The organism is Peribacillus sp. NPDC097197, from assembly GCF_050278025.1.
GTDB lineage: Bacteria > Bacillota > Bacilli > Bacillales > DSM-1321 > Peribacillus.
The window spans coordinates 159185-179699 of sequence record NZ_JBNNST010000005.1; the positions used below are offsets into that span (position 1 = coordinate 159185).

Here is a 20515-nt window from a genome sequence, read left to right on the forward strand (position 1 = left end):
CTCAATGTTGATTGGTAGAAGGATCAACGGCCGTTATAAACTGATCGAGATGGTCGGTGGTGGCGGTATGGCGAATGTTTACCTTGCAAGAGATATGATTTTGGACCGTGATGTTGCCTTGAAGATCCTGAGGATGGATTTTAATAATGATGATGAATTCATTAAACGCTTTAATCGGGAAGCGCAATCAGCAACGAGTCTAGCCCATCCGAATATTGTCAGTATCTATGATGTCGGAGAAGAAAATGATATCTACTATATCGTCATGGAATATGTGGACGGGTTTACTTTAAAGCAATACATACAAAAATACTATCCAATTCCGGTTGAAAAAGCCTTAGATATCATGAAGCAAATTACGGCTGCCATCTCCCATGCCCACCATAACGGAATCATCCATAGGGACATCAAGCCTCAGAATATCCTGATTGATAAAGAAGGAACCGTTAAAATCACTGATTTTGGAATTGCCCTTGCTCTAAGTGCCACGAATATAACCCAGACAAATGCAGTTTTAGGTTCTGTTCATTACTTGTCTCCAGAACAGGCAAGAGGCGGCATGGCCAATAAGAAATCGGATATCTACTCTCTGGGTATCGTGATGTTTGAGATTTTAACTGGCAGGCTCCCTTTTTCAGGTGAATCTGCAGTTTCCATTGCGTTAAAGCATCTCCAGTCGGAAACCCCATCGCCAAAGCGTTGGAATCCTGATATACCGCAAAGTGTGGAAAATATTATTCTAAAAGCAACGGCAAAAGATTCATATTATCGTTATGAAAGCGTCGATTCAATGGAAGATGACATTCGAACTTCGCTTGATCCAGAGCGCTTAAATGAATTGCCTTTTGTCATTCCGGAAGATCATGATGCAACAAAAGCCATCCCCATCATCACGAATGACCAGCTGTCAAGCATAGATGAGACAATCATAAGAGGACCGGAAAAAAATGCGAGCGTAGTTGAACAAGATGAACAAAGTGATGAGCCAGCTACAGCGACTAAGCTTAAAAAGAAACAGAAAAAACAAAAAACGAAATCGAAGCAAAAAAGTAATCGGCGCATAAAATGGCCTGCGATTTTAGTTACCATCTTTTTGGTTTTAGCGGTGGTTGCCATTTTATCCATTACCGTTTTTCCATCCATGCTTGGCACTAAAGAAGTGACCGTCCCTGACTTAAAAGGGGAGGAGCTGGATGATGCCATTTCTACCTTGGTGGAATTAGGACTTGTCACGGGGGACACGATTGAGATTAATGATGAAGAGGTCGAAAAAGGTCTCGTCATCAAGACCAACCCTAAAGAAGGTAAGCTGGTCAAAGAAGGCGCTAAAATAGATATCTATCAAAGCATTGGTAAAGAAACGATTACATTGTCTAGCTATGAAGGAAGAAAGTATGATGATATCGAGAGTATGCTCAATAAAATGGGCTTCAAGGACGTTGCAGTGACAGAGGTATTTGATGAAAGCGAGCCGGGGACGATCATTGATCAAGATCCTTCAGGAGGCTTTGAAGTCATTGCTTCGGAAACGGAGCTAGAACTCATGGTCAGTAAGGGTGCCGATCGATTAACATTAAAGAACCTAACTGGTTTCAATGAGACGGCTTTGAATGATTACTCCAATGAAAGTGGAATAAAAATTGCCGTCGAAAAAAAGGTGTATACGGACTTAGTGGCCGAGGGACTTGTTATTTCGCAGGAACCTGCACCATCTACTAAAGTGGACAAGGGAAGTACGGTAAGCGTGGTCCTTTCAAAAGGGAAAGAAGAGATTCCACCAAAGACGGTGACAGAGGAAATCACGATCGAATATGACCCTGTGGAGCCCGGTAAACCACAGCAAGTTCAAATCTTCATTGAAGACATCAATAATAGCATGACAGAGCCCTATGATACTTTTTCGCTCTTGGAAACTGAAGAAAAAGAGATCAAATTCTTGGTGTCCAAAGATAAGAAAGCCGGATATAAAGTCATGCGTGACGGACAGGTGATTAAGGAGAAAACCATCACTTATCCGGAATGAATTTAATCAAATTAGGAGTGTGGCTATGCCCGAAGGAAAAATCATTAAAGCCTTAAGCGGCTTTTATTATGTTTTAGATGGAGAAGAAGTATACCAATGCCGGGGTCGAGGCGTTTTTCGTAAAAATAAGGTAACGCCCCTTGTTGGCGATTACGTTGTATATCAGGCAGATAATAAGACGGACGGAACGGTAACGGAGGTCAAGCCCCGAAAGAATGAATTGGTTCGTCCACCCATAGCGAATGTCGATCAGGCCATTCTTGTTTTTTCAGCAGTCGAACCCGAGTTCAGTCCAGCTCTCCTTGATCGATTCCTGGTCCTCATTGAAGATAATGAGATCGAGCCCATTATTGTCGTGACCAAAATGGACTTGGTAACGGAAGATAAAAAAGAGAAATTGTCTCAGCATATCAAGGACTATCAGAAGTTAGGCTATACAGTGCTGGAAACTTCTTCGATAACCACAGGAGGCGTCAATCGGCTGATTCCTTTAATAGAAGGGAAAACCAGTGTGTTTGCCGGTCAATCCGGAGTGGGGAAATCCTCGTTGTTGAATGCGATCAACCCGAGCTTGGCCCTAAAGACAGACGACATTTCATCTCATTTGGGACGCGGAAAGCATACCACACGTCATGTGGAACTGATTCACATGGGCACTGGCCTCGTCGCGGATACGCCTGGATTCAGTTCACTTGAATTCACGGAAATGGAAGCAGAACGTCTATCGTATTGTTTTCCTGAGATGCATAAGCTTGGTGAGGACTGCAAGTTCAGGGCCTGCCTCCATGACAAGGAACCGAAGTGTGCTGTGAAAGAAGCGGTAGAAACCGGGGTAATCCCACAATACAGGTACGAACATTATATGCAATTTTTAGAGGAAATAAGAGATAGAAAGCCGAGGTATTAGTATGGTTAAAATTGCACCATCCATATTATCAGCTGATTTCGCAAAGCTGGGAGAAGAAATCTTGGATGTAGAGAGGGGCGGAGCCGACTATATCCATGTAGACGTTATGGATGGCCATTTCGTGCCTAACATCACAATTGGTTCATTGATTGTCGATGCTATCAGACCGGTGACGAAACTCCCTCTAGACGTCCATTTGATGATTGAACGTCCAGATGCCTATATCGAGGCGTTTGCCAAAGCAGGGGCCGACTATATCACTGTCCATGTAGAAGCGTGTACCCACCTACACCGCACGATTCAATTGATAAAGTCCTTTGGTGTTAAAGCGGGGGTAGTCCTCAATCCGGCCACTCCAGCATCCGTGATCCAACCGATCATCGAAGATATAGATATGGTTTTATTGATGACCGTCAATCCAGGATTTGGGGGGCAAAAGTTCATCGCTTCTGTACTGCCAAAAATTTCCGAAGTGAAGGCGATGGCTGATTTGTACAATCCCAATCTTGAAATTGAAGTAGATGGCGGGGTAAATGAAGAAACGGCCAAAGTTTGTATTGAACGGGGAGCAACGGTACTTGTCGCCGGGTCAGCCATATATAACCAGGAAGATCGCCAGGCAGCGATTCAGAGAATTCGTGGAAATTAAAAAGAGAGAAAGCCGACATTATCGTATCTATACTACGATGATGATCGGCTTTTTTAAAACAATCAAACATGTAAAGAATCTTAAGAATAGGGTGGCGGAATATGAAAATAAGCATTATGGCTGGAGGCCCAAAGGATTTGTGGCCTGATTTAACGACTTATAAAGAGAGTACTGACTTGTGGGTTGGGGTCGATCGAGGTGTTTGGTCCTTACTTGAAAATGACATTGTTCCTCAGTGTGGGTTTGGCGATTTCGATTCCGTATCCGAAGAGGAATGGTCCAAGATTCAAAAAAGGATGGAGAATATTCATCTTTACCCTCCTGAGAAGGATGAAACCGATTTGGAAATTGCATTTAAATGGGCAATGGAGCAGGAGCCAAATGAAATACATATTCTAGGTGCAACAGGAGGGCGGCTGGACCATTTTCTCGGCAATATCCAATTATTGCAGAAAGATAGCATCCTGCCTTATCACAAGGATATTGATATGTATATAGTCGATTGTCAGAATAGCTTAACCGTGAAGACGCCAGGATCCTATCCCTTGACCTTGGATGAAGAGAGGAAGTATATTTCCCTGCTGCCGGTAACCGAAGAGATCACCGGCATTACACTCTTGGGGTTTAAGTATCCACTTGTTGATGCAAAGCTTGAATTGGGCTCCACACTCTGTGTCAGCAATGAACTAATTTCTGATTGTGGGAATGTTTCATTTGAGGAAGGCATATTAATGGTGATAAGAAGCAGAGATTAAAATTCATGCTTAGAGCAGATTCGGATATACTTTTCATCCTATATCCGCTTAAAAGCTTATGTTGTAATAGAAAAGTTCCACTTCATCTTAAATTTGTGGGATGTAAAGAGGAGGGGCATTATGAAATTTTATACAATTAAATTGCCAAAAGTTCTGGGCAGTTTGGTAAGGGCCATGCTCGGAGCGTTTAAAAAAGGCTAATAAAACATATTTACGTGACACCTTCTATAAAGGGGGTGTTATTTTTTGGTTTGGCTGGGGACAATAAAAAGAAACGATAGGTTGGACAGGCTTTTAATGAGTGATGATCTTTCTGAAAGAATCAGATTGTCCAATCATCACCCATTATAAAAGCGGCAGCCATTTTCAAATAAAAAGGCATCCTTAGAGGATGCCGTAACATTATACGCGTTCTACTTTGCCCGATTTAAGAGCTCTTGCAGAAACGTATACACGTTTAGGTTTACCGTCAACTAAAATACGTACTTTTTGAAGGTTAGCGCCGAATGTACGCTTGCTAGCGTTCATTGCGTGAGAGCGGCTGTTACCAGAACGGGTTTTTCTTCCAGTGATTACACATTTACGTGCCATGTCAAATTCCCTCCTAACTACAACAAGCTTAAGTTTACGAAGTTGTCTTAAGTCTTTGTGAAATACTTTAATAATTTATCACACCTACCGTGAGAATGCAATACTTCAGTTAATTACTTTCAAGAAAAAAACCTTGACATACCCCCTTTAAAATTGAATTATATTAAGTACCGTATGACATTTACTTTTAAAACAATAGACATTATAGTAAAATGTCTTTAGTTGAGTTAGTTTTGGGAGGGAAAAAGAAAATGTCTATCGAATTACAAACGAAATATGGACAAATTGATATCTCTAATGATGTAATCGCTACTGTAGCCGGTGGTGCTGCTATTGATTGCTACGGAATAATAGGAATGGCTTCCAAAAAACAATTTAAAGACGGCATTGCCGAAATACTAAGAAAAGAAAACTTTACTAAGGGTGTAATAGTCCGACAAGATGAGGAAGAAGTTCATATCGATATGTATATTATCGTTAGTTATGGAACGAAAATCTCGGAAGTTGCACATAATGTGCAATCAAAGGTAAAATACACTCTGGACAAAACTGTTGGATTAGCTGTAGATTCTGTAAACATTTTTGTACAGGGAGTTCGTGTTACGAACCCTTAAGTATAGGAGGAAAGTTTTGTGTCAATTACAAGTTTAAATGGAAAGCGCTTTGCTGAAATGATCATCCAGGGAGCTAATCATTTAGCAGCCAACGCCCAAATGGTCGATGCATTGAACGTTTTCCCGGTTCCAGATGGAGATACAGGAACAAATATGAATTTATCTATGACTTCCGGCGCTAAGGAAGTACAAAATAATGTACAAGAACATATCGGAAAAGTGGGTACTTCTCTTTCAAGAGGTCTATTGATGGGGGCTCGAGGTAATTCTGGAGTAATCCTTTCACAGCTTTTCCGTGGTTTTGCAAAATCTATCGAAAATAAAGCGGTCATCAATAGTGAAGAATTCGCCCATGCTTTTGAGGCGGGTGTACAAACCGCTTATAAAGCCGTTATGAAGCCTGTTGAAGGCACCATTTTAACAGTCGCGAAGGATGCAGCCAAGCAAGCGGTTTCATCTGCTGCCAAGCATCAGGACCTTATCCAGGTAATGGAGGATATTGTCACTGAGGCAAATGCATCTTTAAAAAGGACACCTGATTTACTTCCTGTATTGAAAGAAGTCGGTGTGGTCGATAGCGGTGGACAAGGGTTGGTTTTCGTTTATGAAGGATTCCTAGCAGAATTGAAGGGTGAAGCTTTACCCGTTCGTTCAGCCAATGGCCCAAGCATGGATGATATGGTGAGTGCTGAACATCACATTAACGTACAAGGACACATTAATACGGAAGATATCGTGTTTGGTTATTGTACGGAATTCATGGTCCGGTTGGAAAAGGATAAGCCAGCTGCCCAATCGTTCAATGAAGAGAAGTTCCGGAATGATTTAAGTGAATTTGGAGATTCATTATTAGTCATCTCTGATGATGAAATAGTTAAAGTACATATTCACTCTGAACAACCTGGTAATTGCCTTAATTATGGTCAGACATATGGTAGTCTTATTAAGTTGAAAGTTGATAATATGCGTGAACAGCATACAGCTATAGTCGGCGAAACTAAAACGCCACTTCAAACAAAACCGAAAGCCAAGGATAAATATGGTGTCGTTTCTGTGGCGATGGGTGCCGGTATCAGCGAGCTTTTCAAAAGCATCGGTGCAAAATCAGTCATTGAAGGCGGACAAACGATGAATCCTAGTACTGAAGACATCGTGAAAGCAGTTGAAGAAGCCCATGCAGAAAAAGTAATCATTCTGCCTAATAATAAAAATATTATTATGGCTGCCAATCAAGCTGCTGATGTCCTTGGGGATAACGTGATGGTCGTTCCTGCCAAAACTGTACCGCAGGGAATGGCAGCATTGCTTGCTTTCAACCCTTCATTGGATATTACAGAGAACCAAAAGGTGATGACCGATGCTCTTTCTCATGTTAAAACAGGTCAAATCACATATGCTGTAAGGAATACAAGCATTGATGGTCTTTCAATCGAGAAGGGCGACTTCATGGGTATTGATGAAGGCACCATCAAAGTGAAAAATAAAGACAAGGCTCAGGCTGCAAAGGATCTTTTAACCAAAATGATTGACGAAGATTCCGAGATCTTGACCATTCTTTATGGTGAAGATGCAACTTCAGAAGAAGTGGATGAGCTTGTCGCGTTTTGTGAAGAAACATTTGAAGATGTTGAAGTTGAAGTCCATAACGGTAAACAGCCGTTATATGCTTTCATTTTCTCAATTGAATAAACTAAACCATCTACTTGGGTAAGATCACCTGATCGTCTTTTGCCCTTTAATAGATGTGATATAGAAGTCTCGATAAAAAGTAATAAACTGCATAGGTCATTAGGCTATGCAGTTTATTTTTGCGGACTAAAGGTTATAAAACAGCATGCATGCAGGAACTGTGACCAATCAGAAGATAACCTCTAGCGTTTTTCTTTAGGTTCTTAAAGTCCAGCGCGTAATGAAGGAGGAATAGAACGTGAAATATAGGAGTGTATTTGATATTATCGGTCCCGTTATGATTGGACCTTCGAGCTCACATACAGCCGGAGCTGCGAGAATAGGCAGGGTGGCAAGGAATCTATTCAACAAAGAACCGAAATGGGCCCGTATTTCTTTTTATGGGTCTTTTGCAAAGACCCATAAAGGTCATGGGACGGATGTGGCCATTGTAGGGGGACTACTTGATTTTGATACTTTTGATGAGAGAATCAAAGAATCTCTTGAAATAGCCCGTCAAAAGAACATGGACATTGCCTTCCAAGAAGAAGAGGCCGTTCCGGAACACCCGAATACTGTGAAGATAACGGTTGGTGATGATGCGGATGAACTGGAGCTCGTTGGGATATCGATTGGAGGTGGCAAAATCGAAATAATCGAATTGAATGAATTCAAATTAAGGCTTTCGGGTCACAACCCAGCCATACTTGTCGTTCATGATGACCGTTTCGGAGCTATTGCCAATGTCTCTAACGTTTTGGCCAAGCATCAAATTAATATAGGACAGATGGAAGTATCACGAAAAGAAAAGGGAAAGATGGCACTTATGACCATCGAAGTGGATGTGAATATAGAAGAGCAAGTCATCGATGAAATTTCGAAATTGCCTCATATCACCAAGGTCGCAAGGATTGTCGACTGAGTTACTTGAGGCAACCGTTTTCATTAAGGAGGGAAAGAGGACATGTTTCGAAATGTAGCAGAACTAGTAGAATTGGCAGAAGCAAAGCAAGTGAAAATTTCGACGCTCATGATTGAACAGGAAATGGAGGTGTCGGGTAAAACCCGGGACCAAATCATCCACCAGATGGGTGTAAACCTTGACGTCATGGAACAGGCCGTTGAAAAAGGGCTCCAAGGAGTCCGTTCCGTTTCGGGTTTGACAGGTGGGGACGCCGTGCTTCTTCAGAATTATATTAAAATGGGAAACTCATTATCGGGTGAACTTTTGTTGGATGCGGTCAGTAAAGCTGTGGCAACAAATGAAGTGAATGCAGCGATGGGGACGATATGTGCGACGCCAACTGCTGGATCGGCAGGCGTTGTCCCAGGAACTTTGTTCGCTTTGCAGAATAAATTAAAGCCAAATCGGGAACAAAAAATTGAATTCCTCTTCACTGCAGGGGCATTTGGTTTCGTTGTTGCTAATAATGCTTCGATTTCTGGGGCCGCAGGAGGTTGCCAGGCGGAAGTGGGTTCAGCATCAGGGATGGCCGCGGCCGCCATCGTTGAAATGGCTGGTGGAACGCCATCTCAAAGTGCCCACGCCATGGCGATTACATTAAAGAACATGCTTGGTCTGGTTTGTGACCCTGTTGCTGGGCTCGTAGAAGTGCCTTGTGTGAAGCGGAATGCGATGGGGGCAGCTAACGCCATGGTGGCAGCTGATATGGCGTTAGCAGGTATTACAAGCCGAATTCCGTGTGACGAAGTAATCGATGCCATGTACAAAATCGGACAGGCGATGCCATCGGCCTTAAGGGAAACTGCACAAGGAGGATTAGCGGCCACACCGACTGGACGGAAGTTGGAAGCGAAGATCTTTGGCTTGCCGTTAAGTAACAAGTGAGCAACGGCTTACAGGAACCAATTACGGCAGTTAAGGGCATTGGGGGAGAGACAGCTGCTGCGATGCAGGAAATGGAGATCCATACCGTCAATGATCTTCTAGAGCATCTTCCCTATCGCTATGAAGACTACCGGTTAAGGGACTTAGAAACGGTTGAACATGAGGAACGCGTCACTGTAGAAGGGAAAATTCATACAGTGCCGACCTTGGGCTATTTTGGGAAGAAGAAGTCCAGGCTAACGATTAAGTTGTTGACTGGAAGATATTTAATTACGGTTATATTTTTCAATCAGCCTTATTTGAAATCAAAACTTACAATCGGGGAAACCGTGACAGTGACAGGTAAATGGGATCGTCATCGCCAAACCATCACTGGTTCGGAATGCCATGTTGGAGATCATAGCCGGGAAAAGGAATTCGAACCCGTGTATTCCGTCAAGGGGAGCATTACGGTAAAGGGTATGCGTCGCCATATCACGAATGGTTTTTCCCAATATGGAAATATGATTGAGGAAAACCTCCCACCACAGCTGCTGACAACCTATAAGTTGATGCCACGTAAAGATGCGCTTCGCATGATGCACTTTCCTATATCGGCAGCTGATGTTAAGCAAGCCCGCCGTCGTTTTGTATATGAGGAGTTTTTGCTGTTTCAGCTGAAAATGCAGGCACTTCGTAAAATACAGCGCGAACAGTCAGGAGGGACTGGACAAGAATTTGATAGGCAGCAGGTGAAGGGATTCATTGATACCCTCCCGTTTCCATTAACGACTGCCCAGAACAGGGTTGTCGAGGAAATCCTGACTGACATGGAATCGCCTTACCGCATGAACCGGCTTTTACAAGGAGATGTAGGCTCAGGAAAAACGGTAGTGGCCGCGATTTGCCTATATGCGACCATATCGGCCGGTTTCCAAGGAGCGCTAATGGTCCCGACTGAAATTCTGGCTGAGCAGCATACTCAATCATTGACCGCCATGTTAGAACCAGTCGGAGTAAAGGTGGCTTTATTGACCTCCTCGGTAAAAGGGAAGAAGCGTAGAGAATTATTGGAGAAACTTGAATTAGGGGAACTTGATCTTTTGATTGGAACCCACGCACTGATTCAGGACGAGGTGAACTTCAAGGACCTCGGTTTGGTTATAACGGATGAACAACATCGGTTTGGTGTTGAACAACGACGCGTCCTGCGTGAAAAGGGAGGAAATCCCGATGTCCTTTTCATGACGGCGACACCGATTCCCCGTACACTCGCCATTACAGTGTTCGGCGAGATGGACGTTTCCACAATCGACGAAATGCCGGCTGGACGGAAAGCCATCGAAACGTATTGGGCGAAACACCAAATGCTCGATAGAATCCTCTCCTTTGTAGAAAAGGAACTTCAAAAAGGCAGACAAGCATATGTCATCTGCCCATTGATCGAGGAATCGGAAAAACTTGACTCCTTGCAAAATGTTCTCGATGTCCATGCCATGCTTACGCAATACTTCGTGAATCGTTATAAGGTGGGGCTCATGCATGGGCGTTTGCCTGCGGATGAAAAAGATGAAGTGATGCAGGAATTCAGTTCCAACGAAGCGCAAATCCTTGTTTCCACCACAGTTGTCGAAGTTGGGGTGAATGTACCCAATGCCACGGTGATGGTCATTTATGATGCTGAACGATTTGGTCTTTCCCAGCTGCATCAGTTACGTGGCCGAGTGGGGAGGGGGAGCAACCAGTCTTTTTGCATCCTGCTTGCCGATCCGAAAACGGAAGTCGGCAAAGAGCGGATGAAGATCATGACAGAGACGAATGATGGATTTGTCCTTTCAGAGAAGGATTTGGAGCTTCGAGGTCCAGGGGACTTTTTCGGTAAAAAACAAAGCGGACTTCCCGAATTCAAAGTGGCGGACATGGTCCATGATTACCGGACGCTGGAAGTTGCTAGGGAAGATGCTGCGAAATTGATAGCCTCAAATAGTTTTTGGCATGCACCAGAATACGCGTCGCTCCGGGCACATTTGGAAGGTACAGGCGTATTGACAGGAGAAAAGCTTGACTGATCGTCTTGATTGAATGAAACAGTAAAACAGATTGTGAGAATTTCCACAAAATCTTGCAATCTGTTTTTAAAATATATATACTACTATTAGTACCTAGTCATAATATTATGGATGGTGACCTTCAAATGCGAAGAAACAAGAAGGAACGCCAGCAATTATTAATCGAAACGATTAAACAGAATCCTTTTGTAACGGATGAGGAGCTGGCTGAAAAGTACTCGGTGAGCGTCCAGACAATTAGGCTCGATCGTCTTGAATTATCAATACCGGAGCTTCGTGAACGTATAAAAAACGTAGCCGAGAAGAAATTCAGTGACGAAATAAGGGCATTGCCATTGGATGAGATCATTGGGGAAGTAATAGATTTGAATTTAGATGAAAATGCAATTTCTATTTTAGATATAAAAAAAGAGCATGTTTTTAAGCGCAATGGAATCGCAAGGGGTCATCACCTTTTTGCTCAAGCTAATTCATTGGCGGTGGCGGTCATCAATGATGAACTGGCCTTAACGGCAAAAGCATCCATTCTATTTACTCGTTCCGTCAAGGAAAATGAAAGAGTGGTAGCTAAAGCGAAAGTTAAAAAGGTGGAGTATCAAGCAGATCGTTCCGTAGTGGAAGTCAGAAGCTACGTAGGAAATGAAATGGTATTCAAAGGTGAGTTCGAAATGTATCGCTCTTAACTTGCTTAGAAAAGGATGAACGTTCATGAAAATAACGCTAGATGCAATGGGTGGAGACAATGCTCCAAAGGCACAGGTATTAGGAGCCATGAAAGCAGTCGAGGCCTTTCCCGATGTGGAAATAACCTTAGTAGGGAACGAAGGCGAAATCAACCAGTTCTTAACGAAAAATGAACGGATCAAGATCATACATACGGAAGAAAAGATACTAAGTACCGATGAACCTGTTCGTGCGGTCCGTCGCAAGAAGAATGCATCGATGGTATTAGCAGCCCGCCAAGTGGCCGATGGAGAAGCGGATGCATGCATATCTTCAGGAAATACAGGTGCTTTGATGGCAGCCGGCTTGTTCGTTGTCGGGAGAATCGAAGGAATCGAACGTCCAGCATTGTCCCCAACCTTGCCGACAATAGATGGTAAAGGTTTTGTTTTTCTTGATGTGGGAGCGAATGCAGAAGCGAAACCGGAGCACCTGCTTCAATTTGCCATAATGGGTTCCGTATATGCCCAAAAGGTGCGTGGAATTGAAAAACCGCGTGTGGGCCTTTTAAATATTGGGACTGAAGAGAAAAAAGGGAACGAGCTGACGAAGCAGGCTTTCACGCTCCTTCAGCAATCATCGGACATCTCCTTTATAGGGAATGTAGAGGCCAGGGATCTTCTGAACGGTCCGGCAGATGTAGTTGTGACGGATGGCTTTACAGGAAATATGGTGCTGAAAACGCTTGAGGGAACAGCCATGAGTGTCTTTCATATGTTAAAATCCGCGTTGATGAGCAATATGAAGAGTAAGATTGCCGCAGCACTAGTGAAACCGGAACTAAAAGGCATTAAAAATCAAATGGATTACTCGGAATATGGTGGGGCTGGATTATTCGGTTTGAAGGCACCTGTCATCAAGGCACACGGTTCTTCCGACGCAAATGCGATTTATAACGCGATCCGTCAGACCCGGGATATGGTGAGTCATGATGTGATTCCGACCATTGCGAAGACGATAGAAAAAGTCCAATAAATATAGAGATAGGGGAGTTTGGGATGGGTAAGATTGCTTTTGTCTTTCCAGGACAAGGTTCACAGTCAATAGGGATGGGTTTAGACTTATTTGAGGTAAATGAGCAAGCACGGAAAATTTTTCAAACGGCGGATGAAAAACTGGATTTTGCGCTATCCGAGCTTATATTCAATGGCACTCAGCAGGAATTAACGGTAACCTATAATGCTCAACCTGCGCTATTGACTACAAGTTATGCCTTGTTCAATGCCTTGGCGGAAGCGGGCATCCAGCCTGATTACACTGCAGGACATAGTTTAGGGGAATATACGGCATTGGTAGCCTCAGGTGCAATTTCTTTTGAGGATGCTGTCTATACTGTTAGAAAACGTGGTCAATTCATGGAGGCCGCTGTTCCTAATGGCCAAGGCTCGATGGCCGCAATTCTGGGAATGGACCGTACAGCACTCGCTCTTGTAACGGCTGATATTACTGATGCAGGTGAATCCGTTCAGCTGGCTAACATTAACTGTCCGGGGCAAATCGTCATTTCCGGAACGGCAGAAGGCGTCAAGCTTGCGAGCGCAAAAGCGAAGGAAAGCGGAGCAAAACGTGCTCTCCCTCTTGATGTGAGCGGGCCGTTTCATTCTGAATTAATGAAACCTGCGGCTGAACAACTTCAAAAGGTACTTGATGAAGTGAGTTTCCGACAGGCACCCATTCCGGTGATTTCAAACGTAACGGGCGAGCCTATCACAGAACCATCAGAGATTAAAAATAAATTAATTGAACAATTGTATTCACCAGTTCTTTGGGAAGATAGTGTCAAAAAGCTGCTTGAATTAGGCGTGGACACGTTCATTGAAGTGGGACCAGGCAAGGTACTGGGAGGATTGATTAAAAAAATCGACCGATCCGTCAATATTCACTCAGTATCGAATACAGAAACCCTACATAAAACGGTCGAAGCATTGAAAGGGGAACCAGCATGATTCTTGAAGGTAAGAAGGCACTAGTAACTGGTGCTTCCCGCGGTATCGGCAGGGAAGTGGCATTGGAACTCGCACGGCAGGGAGCGGACGTAGCTGTCAATTATGCTGGAAGCGAAACAAAAGCTAATGAAGTGGTCGATGAAATCAAGGCACTTGGGCGAAAAGCATTTGCCGTTCAATGCGATGTATCAGATAGTGAATCAGTAACAGGCATGATTAAAGAGGTCATTGAACAATTTGGCCGGGTCGACATTTTAGTCAATAATGCTGGAATTACCCGTGATAATTTATTGATGCGGATGAAGGAAGAAGAATGGGATTCGGTCATCGATACGAATTTAAAAGGTGTCTTCCTTTGCACAAAGGCAGTCACAAGACACATGATGAAGCAACGTAGCGGCAAAATCATCAATATGGCTTCCATCGTCGGTGTGATGGGGAATGCGGGGCAGGCAAACTATGTTGCAGCCAAGGCAGGCGTGATTGGCTTGACAAAGTCCACTGCCAAGGAGCTTGCATCAAGAGGGATCACGGTCAATGCGATCGCTCCAGGTTTCATCTCCACGGATATGACTGGTGAACTGACGGAAGACGTGCAAAAAGCGATGCTGTCACAAATACCTTTAGCCCGCTTCGGTGACCCAAAGGATATTGCATCAGTTGCCACGTTTCTCGCTTCAGAGGCAAGCAGCTATATGACGGGTCAAACCCTTCATATTGATGGCGGTATGGTGATGTAAGTTTAGGTTTGATTTTTTTGAAATATAATTTATAATGTCTTGAGGGGAGGTGAACATATTGGCAGATGTATTAGAAAGAGTAACGAAAATCGTTGTAGATCGGTTGAACGTTGAAGAATCAGAAGTAAAGCTTGAAGCTTCATTCAAAGAAGATCTTGGTGCCGATTCCCTAGATGTAGTCGAACTAGTCATGGAGTTTGAAGACGAATTTGATATGGAAATTTCGGACGATGACGCTGAAAAAATCGCCACAGTGGGTGATGCTGTGAATTACATAAAAAGCACTATGTAATGTTAATGTCTTTTGATTAAAAGCTCCGTTTTTTAACGGGGCTTTCTCTTGTAATGTAAGGGTCTGGAAAATAACAGGCTTGAACGAATACGTGCAGTTCCGATTAAGTTCCATGTGTCAAGCATCAACGCTGCTGGCTATTTTTCTTTAAGCGGATTATACTGTATGATGGTACATAGGAAAGCTTGACAGGAATTCCTGCCAGGTTTCTTTTTATATGTAGGAAAAATTTGTTTTTGAACCGTAGTGGAGGGTTTTTGTGATGCGTAGGAACGTAAATAATCGTAAACCATTAAGTAAGGATAATAAATTTAAAGAGTTACAGGACAATCTGGGTTTTCATTTTGAAGATGAAAATTTGTTGAAAAAAGCTTTTACACATTCATCTTATGTGAATGAGCATCGCCGCAAGCCTTACGAAGATAATGAAAGGCTAGAATTTCTAGGAGACGCAGTACTTGAACTGACAATCTCGAAATATCTGTATCAGAAATACCCGATGATGAGTGAAGGAGAGCTTACGAAATTAAGGGCAGCCATTGTCTGTGAGCCGTCACTAGTCGACTTTGCCAACAGCCTCTCTTATGGGGAATATGTATTGCTTGGTAAAGGGGAAGAAATGACAGGCGGTAGAGAACGCCCTGCCATGCTTGCAGATGTATTCGAAGCCTATATCGGCGCTTTATATCTTGACCAAGGATTAGAGCCGGTTGTGCAGTTCTTGAAAAATGTCGTGTTTCCGAAGATAGACGAGGGTGCTTTTTCTCATGTGATGGATTATAAGAGCCAGCTCCAAGAGCTTATCCAACGGGACGCAATTGGGGTTCTGCAATACAAAATACTGCAGGAAAAAGGACCGGCCCATAATAGAGAGTTCGTTTCTACGGTTTCTTTGAATGGGGAAGATCTAGGAACTGGTGTGGGAAAATCGAAAAAAGAGGCAGAGCAACATGCCGCCGAACACGCATTGGCCGTTTTAAAGAAAAAAACTCAACAAGATAGTTGAACAGTAGAGGGGGAAAGGTCATGTTCCTCAAACGCTTGGACGTTGTAGGATTCAAATCTTTCGCAGATAAAATTTCGATTGAATTTGTACCTGGTGTCACGGCAGTGGTTGGACCGAACGGTAGTGGTAAAAGCAATGTGACTGATGCAGTCCGTTGGGTTCTTGGAGAGCAATCCGCAAAATCACTGCGTGGAGCAAAAATGGAAGATATCATCTTCTCAGGAAGTGACACAAGAAAGGCCTTGAATTTTGCAGAGGTTTCCTTGACTTTGGATAATGAGACCAACACCCTTCCAATTGACTTTCATGAAGTTAGTGTGACAAGAAGGGTATATCGATCGGGTGAAAGCGAATTCTTCATTAATAATCAAGGATGCCGCCTGAAAGATATCATTGAATTATTTATGGATTCAGGACTTGGACGCGAAGCATTTTCCATTATCAGCCAAGGGAAAGTGGAAGAAATCCTAAGCAGCAAAGCAGAAGAAAGACGAGTTATTTTTGAAGAGGCCGCTGGTGTCTTGAAGTATAAAACAAGAAAAAGAAAAGCGGAATCAAAACTGACGGAAACACAAGATAATCTCAACAGGATTCATGACATCCTTCATGAACTAGAAGGTCAAGTGGAACCCTTGAAAATTCAATCTTCCCTGGCCAAAGAATATTTGGATAAGAAAGAGGAACTTGAAAAAATCGAAGTGGCTTTGACCGTTTTTGAAATTGAAGAACTTAATGAAAAATGGGAAAGTCTTACCCAGGAACTTGGGAAACACAATGAGATGGAGCGACAATTGGCTGGAAGGCTTCATGAACGTGAAGAGCATCTTAAAGAGGTTCGAGGAAGCATTGCCGGACTCGAAACATCGATTAACGAGCTTCAAGAAGTGCTATTGAACGCCAGCGAAGAGCTTGAGAAGCTTGAGGGTCGTAAAGAAGTATTGAAAGAACGGAAAAAGAATGCGGCACAAAATAAATCACAGCTTGAAAAAGCGATTATAGAGGGCAAGGCAGCCGTTGAACGTCTTTCTTTACAAAAGGAAAGAGAAACGGAAGTTCTGCATGCATTGAGTTCTGAAGTAAAACAGCTTCAAGAGCTTTTACATGAAAAACAAAAAAGCTTAGGTCTATTCAATACCGACATTGAAGCCCTGATAGAAGTGAAGAAAAGTGACTATATCGAGTGGCTGAACAAGCAGGCTGCCGCCAAAAATGAAAAGCATTACCTTCTGCAGCAACTCACGCAGCAGGAACATAAAAATTCCAAACTGGATCACGAAAATGAAAAATTCCTTACCGAGAGAACGGAAATCACTGCTAAAAAGTCGGAATACTCCAAGCGTATGGAAAAACTGAGCAAGCAGCTTGAAGACCATGTCACTTCTTTCCGAAATCAACAGAATAAGCTACAAACGGCAAAAGATACGTATCAAAAACAGGAAACGACCCTATATAAGGCCTATCAATTCCTTCAACAGGCAAAATCCCGAAAGGAACTGCTTGAAGAGATGGAAGAGGACTATGCAGGCTTCTTTCAAGGTGTTAAGGAAGTCCTAAAAGCAAAAGGTACTCTAAAAGGCATTGAAGGTGCAGTGGCGGAACTGATCAAGGTCCCAAAGGAATATGAAACCGCCATCGAAACAGCACTAGGTGGGGCGATGCAACATGTGGTTGTGGAGAGAGAAGAACATGCCCGTGAAGCCATTTCCTTCTTGAAGAAAAACAGGTTTGGACGGGCGACTTTCCTGCCCTTATCTGTCATCAAAGGAAGAGAGATTTCATCGAACCAGCTATCGATGCTGAAGAATCACCCTGCTTTTGTCGGGACAGGTTCCTCGTTGATCCAATATGATGAAAGACATGCTTCCATCGCGGCAAACCTGCTAGGAACCGTCATTATCACAAAGGACTTAAAAGGAGCCAACGAACTGGCAAAAATGGTGCAGCACCGTTTCCGCTTTGTTACGATTGAAGGGGATGTCGTCAACCCTGGTGGTTCGATGACGGGTGGAACGATTAAACAAAAATCGACTTCACTACTATCCCGGAAAACCGAGCTTGAAGAATTACATGAGAAGCTAGCCGGGATGGAATTAAAAACGAACCAGCTTGAAAAACAGGTAAAACAGCTGAAGGTGGATGTCGGTGTTCAAGAGCAAACGCTTGAACAAACGAGAAAAACAGGTGAAATGCTACGATTACAGGAGCAATCCCTGAAAGGTGAACTTCGTGAAGTCGAGCTACAAGAAAGAAATGTGAATGATCGCCTACACCTTTATGATTTGGATAAAAACTCCTATTTAGAAGAGCAACAGCAAAAGAAAGCAAGGCTCGAAGAATTGGAAGAACTGTTGAAATCCTGTAAAGTGGAAATCGATGGGCTTGACCGCCTTATAGCGGAAATGACAGAACAAAAACAATCACAGCAATCATCAAAGGAAAGTCTTGCCGAAGAAACGAGCGAGTTAAGGGTAACATTGGCCTCAAAACGCGGTCAGCTTCAAAATCAAAGAGAAAAAATGGAACGGCTTGAGGCGGACTTGGCAAAAGAGACCAGCACCTTAACTGAAAACAAGGATGACTTGGGGCTTTTAACAAATGAAATGACGGACAGTTCGAGTGGGGAAGAAACGCTTGAAGACATGGCCCAACAAAGATTGCTTGATAAGAATGCGGCCATTGAAAATATTTCCGCCAAAAAACAGGAAAAGACCGAAATGCAAACTCATCTCGAAACCCTCGAAATAGCTTTGAAAGAGGAAAGTCGTCTCTATAAAGGTATCGTTGAAGTGGTCAAGGATGAAGAGGTCAAATTAACCCGACTTGATGTGGCGCTGGAAAACCGCCTGGATCATTTACGCGAGGAATATACATTATCCTATGAAGGGGCTAAAGAAAAGTATCCATTAATGATACCTATCGAAGAAGCTCAGAAAAAGGTAAAGCTCATTAAGCTGGCCATTGAAGAATTGGGGACGGTCAACTTAGGAGCAATAGACGAGTATGCCCGTGTAGCCGAAAGGTACGAGTTCCTTCTCGGTCAAAAAGAAGATCTGCAGCAGGCTAAGGATACCTTATTCCAGGTTATCGACGAGATGGATGAGGAAATGAAACGACGCTTTTCAGAAACATTCTATGCGATTCGTGAACAGTTCGAACAGGTATTTAAATCACTGTTCGGTGGTGGCAGGGCTGAATTAAAACTGACAGATCCCAATGATTTATTGAATACGGGAGTAGATATCATCGCACAGCCTCCGGGGAAAAAACTACAGAACTTAAGTCTCTTGTCCGGTGGAGAACGAGCATTGACTGCAATTGCTCTTTTATTCTCGATTTTAAAGGTCCGGCCCGTTCCTTTCTGTATCCTCGATGAAGTCGAGGCGGCACTTGATGAAGCGAATGTAGTTCGTTTCAGCCAATTTTTAAGGAAATTCAGTCAAGAGACTCAGTTTATAGTAATCACCCATCGTAAAGGGACGATGGAGGAAGCGGATGTCCTCTATGGCATTACGATGCAAGAGTCAGGTGTTTCCAAATTAGTTTCCGTTCGTATGGAGGAATCAGAGAACTTTGTTGAAATATAAATCCATGAATTAGAGGAAGTGGGACAATGAGTTTCTTCAAGAAGCTAAAAGAAAAATTCACGGCACAAGAAGAAAAAGAAACAGCTGTAGAAACAAAAGTAGAAGTAGAAGTTGAAAAAAAAGCAACATCCGAAATATCAATCGGGGAAAAGTTTAAGCAAGGTTTAACGAAGACGAGGAATTCCTTTACCGGAAGGGTTAATGAACTCGTTGCCCGTTACCGGAAAGTGGATGAAGACTTTTTCGAAGAACTTGAGGAGATTCTCATCCAGGCTGATGTAGGCTTCGATACCGTTATGGAATTAATCGACCAATTAAAAATGGAAGTGAAACTGCGCAATATCTCTGATACGAGAGAAGTGCAATCTGTCATTTCTGAAAAACTTGTTGAAATTTACCAAGGTGATGAAGAAGGAATATCCAGCTTGAACATTCAACAAGACGGCCTGACGGTCATTCTCTTTGTCGGTGTGAACGGTGTAGGTAAAACAACGACAATCGGTAAACTTGCCCATAAGTTTAAGGAAGAAGGCAAATCGGTCGTATTGGCGGCTGGTGATACTTTCCGCGCCGGAGCGATTGAGCAACTCGAAGTGTGGGGAGAACGTGTCGGTGTCAGTGTCATTAAACAAGGAGAAGGATCTGACCCTGCTGCTGTTATGTTCGATGCCGTTCAAGCGGCTAAGGCACGCAAAGCCGATATCCTGATTTGTGATACAGCAGGCCGTCTGCAAAATAAAGTGAATTTAATGAAGGAATTGGAAAAGGTGAAGCGTGTAATTGAACGTGAAGTGCCTGGTGCACCACATGAAGTGCTCCTTGCCCTTGATGCAACGACGGGGCAAAATGCACTCATTCAAGCGAAAACGTTCAAGGAAGCGACAGATGTAACGGGTATCGTCTTAACGAAGCTTGATGGTACAGCAAAAGGCGGAATTGTCATAGCGATCCGGAATGAGCTTTCCATTCCCGTGAAATTTGTCGGACTTGGTGAAAAAATGGACGATCTTCAAGAATTCGATGCTGAAAAATATGTGTATGGGCTCTTTGCCGATATCATTGATAAAGAAGAAGTATAAAGGTGAATAGTTTTAGCCGGAAGGGATTTTTCCCTTCCGGC

19 protein-coding genes are annotated in these 20515 nt (G+C 43.2%); 18 read left to right on the forward strand and 1 reads right to left on the reverse strand.

Annotated elements, in window-relative coordinates; all coding sequences use genetic code 11:
- Positions 1-4 precede the first annotated feature (4 nt).
- The 5 genes from pknB (at position 5) to spoVM (ending at position 4535) form a co-directional block, all read left to right on the forward strand.
- Positions 5-2023, forward strand: a complete 2019-nt coding sequence (gene pknB / locus ACQKL6_RS09030) for a Stk1 family PASTA domain-containing Ser/Thr kinase (RefSeq protein ID WP_403123219.1) — start codon at positions 5-7, stop codon at positions 2021-2023.
- 25 nt (positions 2024-2048) lie between these two features.
- Positions 2049-2930 carry a ribosome small subunit-dependent GTPase A gene (gene rsgA, locus ACQKL6_RS09035; protein ID WP_403123216.1) on the forward strand — a complete coding sequence of 294 codons (882 nt, stop codon included), beginning with the start codon at positions 2049-2051 and terminating at the stop codon, positions 2928-2930.
- Position 2931: 1 nt separating this feature from the next.
- Complete coding sequence (rpe, locus tag ACQKL6_RS09040) at positions 2932-3579, forward strand: ribulose-phosphate 3-epimerase (protein ID WP_402956252.1); 648 nt, start codon at positions 2932-2934, stop codon at positions 3577-3579.
- A 101-nt stretch (positions 3580-3680) separates the two neighbouring features.
- Positions 3681-4334: a thiamine diphosphokinase gene (locus ACQKL6_RS09045; protein WP_402868249.1), complete on the forward strand. Its 654-nt coding sequence runs from the start codon at positions 3681-3683 to the stop codon at positions 4332-4334.
- A gap of 120 nt (positions 4335-4454) precedes the next feature.
- Positions 4455-4535: a stage V sporulation protein SpoVM gene (spoVM, locus tag ACQKL6_RS09050; RefSeq protein WP_034313769.1), complete on the forward strand. Its 81-nt coding sequence runs from the start codon at positions 4455-4457 to the stop codon at positions 4533-4535.
- Between the two features lie 201 nt (positions 4536-4736).
- Here spoVM and rpmB read toward each other — a convergent pair whose 3' ends face one another.
- Positions 4737-4925: a 50S ribosomal protein L28 gene (rpmB, locus tag ACQKL6_RS09055; protein WP_402868250.1), complete on the reverse strand. Its 189-nt coding sequence runs from the start codon at positions 4923-4925 to the stop codon at positions 4737-4739.
- Positions 4926-5176: 251 nt separating this feature from the next.
- Here rpmB and ACQKL6_RS09060 point away from each other — a divergent pair, with 251 nt between their 5' ends.
- From ACQKL6_RS09060 to ftsY, 13 genes are all read left to right on the forward strand, one after another.
- On the forward strand, positions 5177-5539 hold the full coding sequence (locus tag ACQKL6_RS09060) for an Asp23/Gls24 family envelope stress response protein (RefSeq protein ID WP_402868253.1): 363 nt from the start codon (positions 5177-5179) through the stop codon (positions 5537-5539).
- Between the two features lie 18 nt (positions 5540-5557).
- Positions 5558-7228, forward strand: a complete 1671-nt coding sequence (locus ACQKL6_RS09065; protein ID WP_427650974.1) for a DAK2 domain-containing protein — start codon at positions 5558-5560, stop codon at positions 7226-7228.
- Positions 7229-7466: 238 nt separating this feature from the next.
- Positions 7467-8129, forward strand: coding sequence for an L-serine ammonia-lyase, iron-sulfur-dependent subunit beta (gene sdaAB, locus ACQKL6_RS09070; RefSeq protein ID WP_427650975.1), 663 nt, complete (start codon positions 7467-7469; stop codon positions 8127-8129).
- 42 nt (positions 8130-8171) lie between these two features.
- Complete coding sequence (gene sdaAA / locus ACQKL6_RS09075; RefSeq protein WP_427650976.1) at positions 8172-9056, forward strand: L-serine ammonia-lyase, iron-sulfur-dependent, subunit alpha; 885 nt, start codon at positions 8172-8174, stop codon at positions 9054-9056.
- The gene (recG, locus tag ACQKL6_RS09080) at positions 9053-11104 is read left to right on the forward strand and encodes an ATP-dependent DNA helicase RecG (protein ID WP_427650977.1); all 2052 of its coding nucleotides are present in this window, start codon (positions 9053-9055) and stop codon (positions 11102-11104) included. Before sdaAA ends, recG begins: the two co-directional genes overlap by 4 nt.
- A 125-nt stretch (positions 11105-11229) precedes the next feature.
- On the forward strand, positions 11230-11787 hold the full coding sequence (gene fapR, locus ACQKL6_RS09085; RefSeq protein ID WP_402868260.1) for a transcription factor FapR: 558 nt from the start codon (positions 11230-11232) through the stop codon (positions 11785-11787).
- Positions 11788-11812: 25 nt separating this feature from the next.
- A complete protein-coding gene (plsX, locus tag ACQKL6_RS09090; RefSeq protein WP_402956261.1) occupies positions 11813-12802 on the forward strand; it encodes a phosphate acyltransferase PlsX in 990 nt (329 codons plus the stop codon).
- A gap of 23 nt (positions 12803-12825) precedes the next feature.
- Positions 12826-13773 (forward strand): ACP S-malonyltransferase, encoded by a 948-nt coding sequence (gene fabD, locus ACQKL6_RS09095; RefSeq protein WP_402987835.1) that lies wholly within the window; start codon positions 12826-12828, stop codon positions 13771-13773.
- The gene (gene fabG / locus ACQKL6_RS09100) at positions 13770-14513 is read left to right on the forward strand and encodes a 3-oxoacyl-[acyl-carrier-protein] reductase (RefSeq protein WP_402987838.1); all 744 of its coding nucleotides are present in this window, start codon (positions 13770-13772) and stop codon (positions 14511-14513) included. The genes fabD and fabG overlap by 4 nt, the downstream gene beginning before the upstream one ends.
- Positions 14514-14571: 58 nt before the next feature.
- Entirely contained in the window at positions 14572-14805 is a 234-nt protein-coding gene (locus ACQKL6_RS09105) for an acyl carrier protein (RefSeq protein ID WP_053345291.1), read from the forward strand.
- A 262-nt stretch (positions 14806-15067) separates the two neighbouring features.
- Positions 15068-15811: a ribonuclease III gene (gene rnc / locus ACQKL6_RS09110; protein ID WP_402868266.1), complete on the forward strand. Its 744-nt coding sequence runs from the start codon at positions 15068-15070 to the stop codon at positions 15809-15811.
- A 20-nt stretch (positions 15812-15831) separates the two neighbouring features.
- Positions 15832-19395, forward strand: a complete 3564-nt coding sequence (smc, locus tag ACQKL6_RS09115; RefSeq protein ID WP_402868267.1) for a chromosome segregation protein SMC — start codon at positions 15832-15834, stop codon at positions 19393-19395.
- 26 nt (positions 19396-19421) lie between these two features.
- Positions 19422-20474: a signal recognition particle-docking protein FtsY gene (ftsY, locus tag ACQKL6_RS09120; protein ID WP_402868269.1), complete on the forward strand. Its 1053-nt coding sequence runs from the start codon at positions 19422-19424 to the stop codon at positions 20472-20474.
- The last annotated feature ends 41 nt before the right edge of the window (positions 20475-20515 follow it).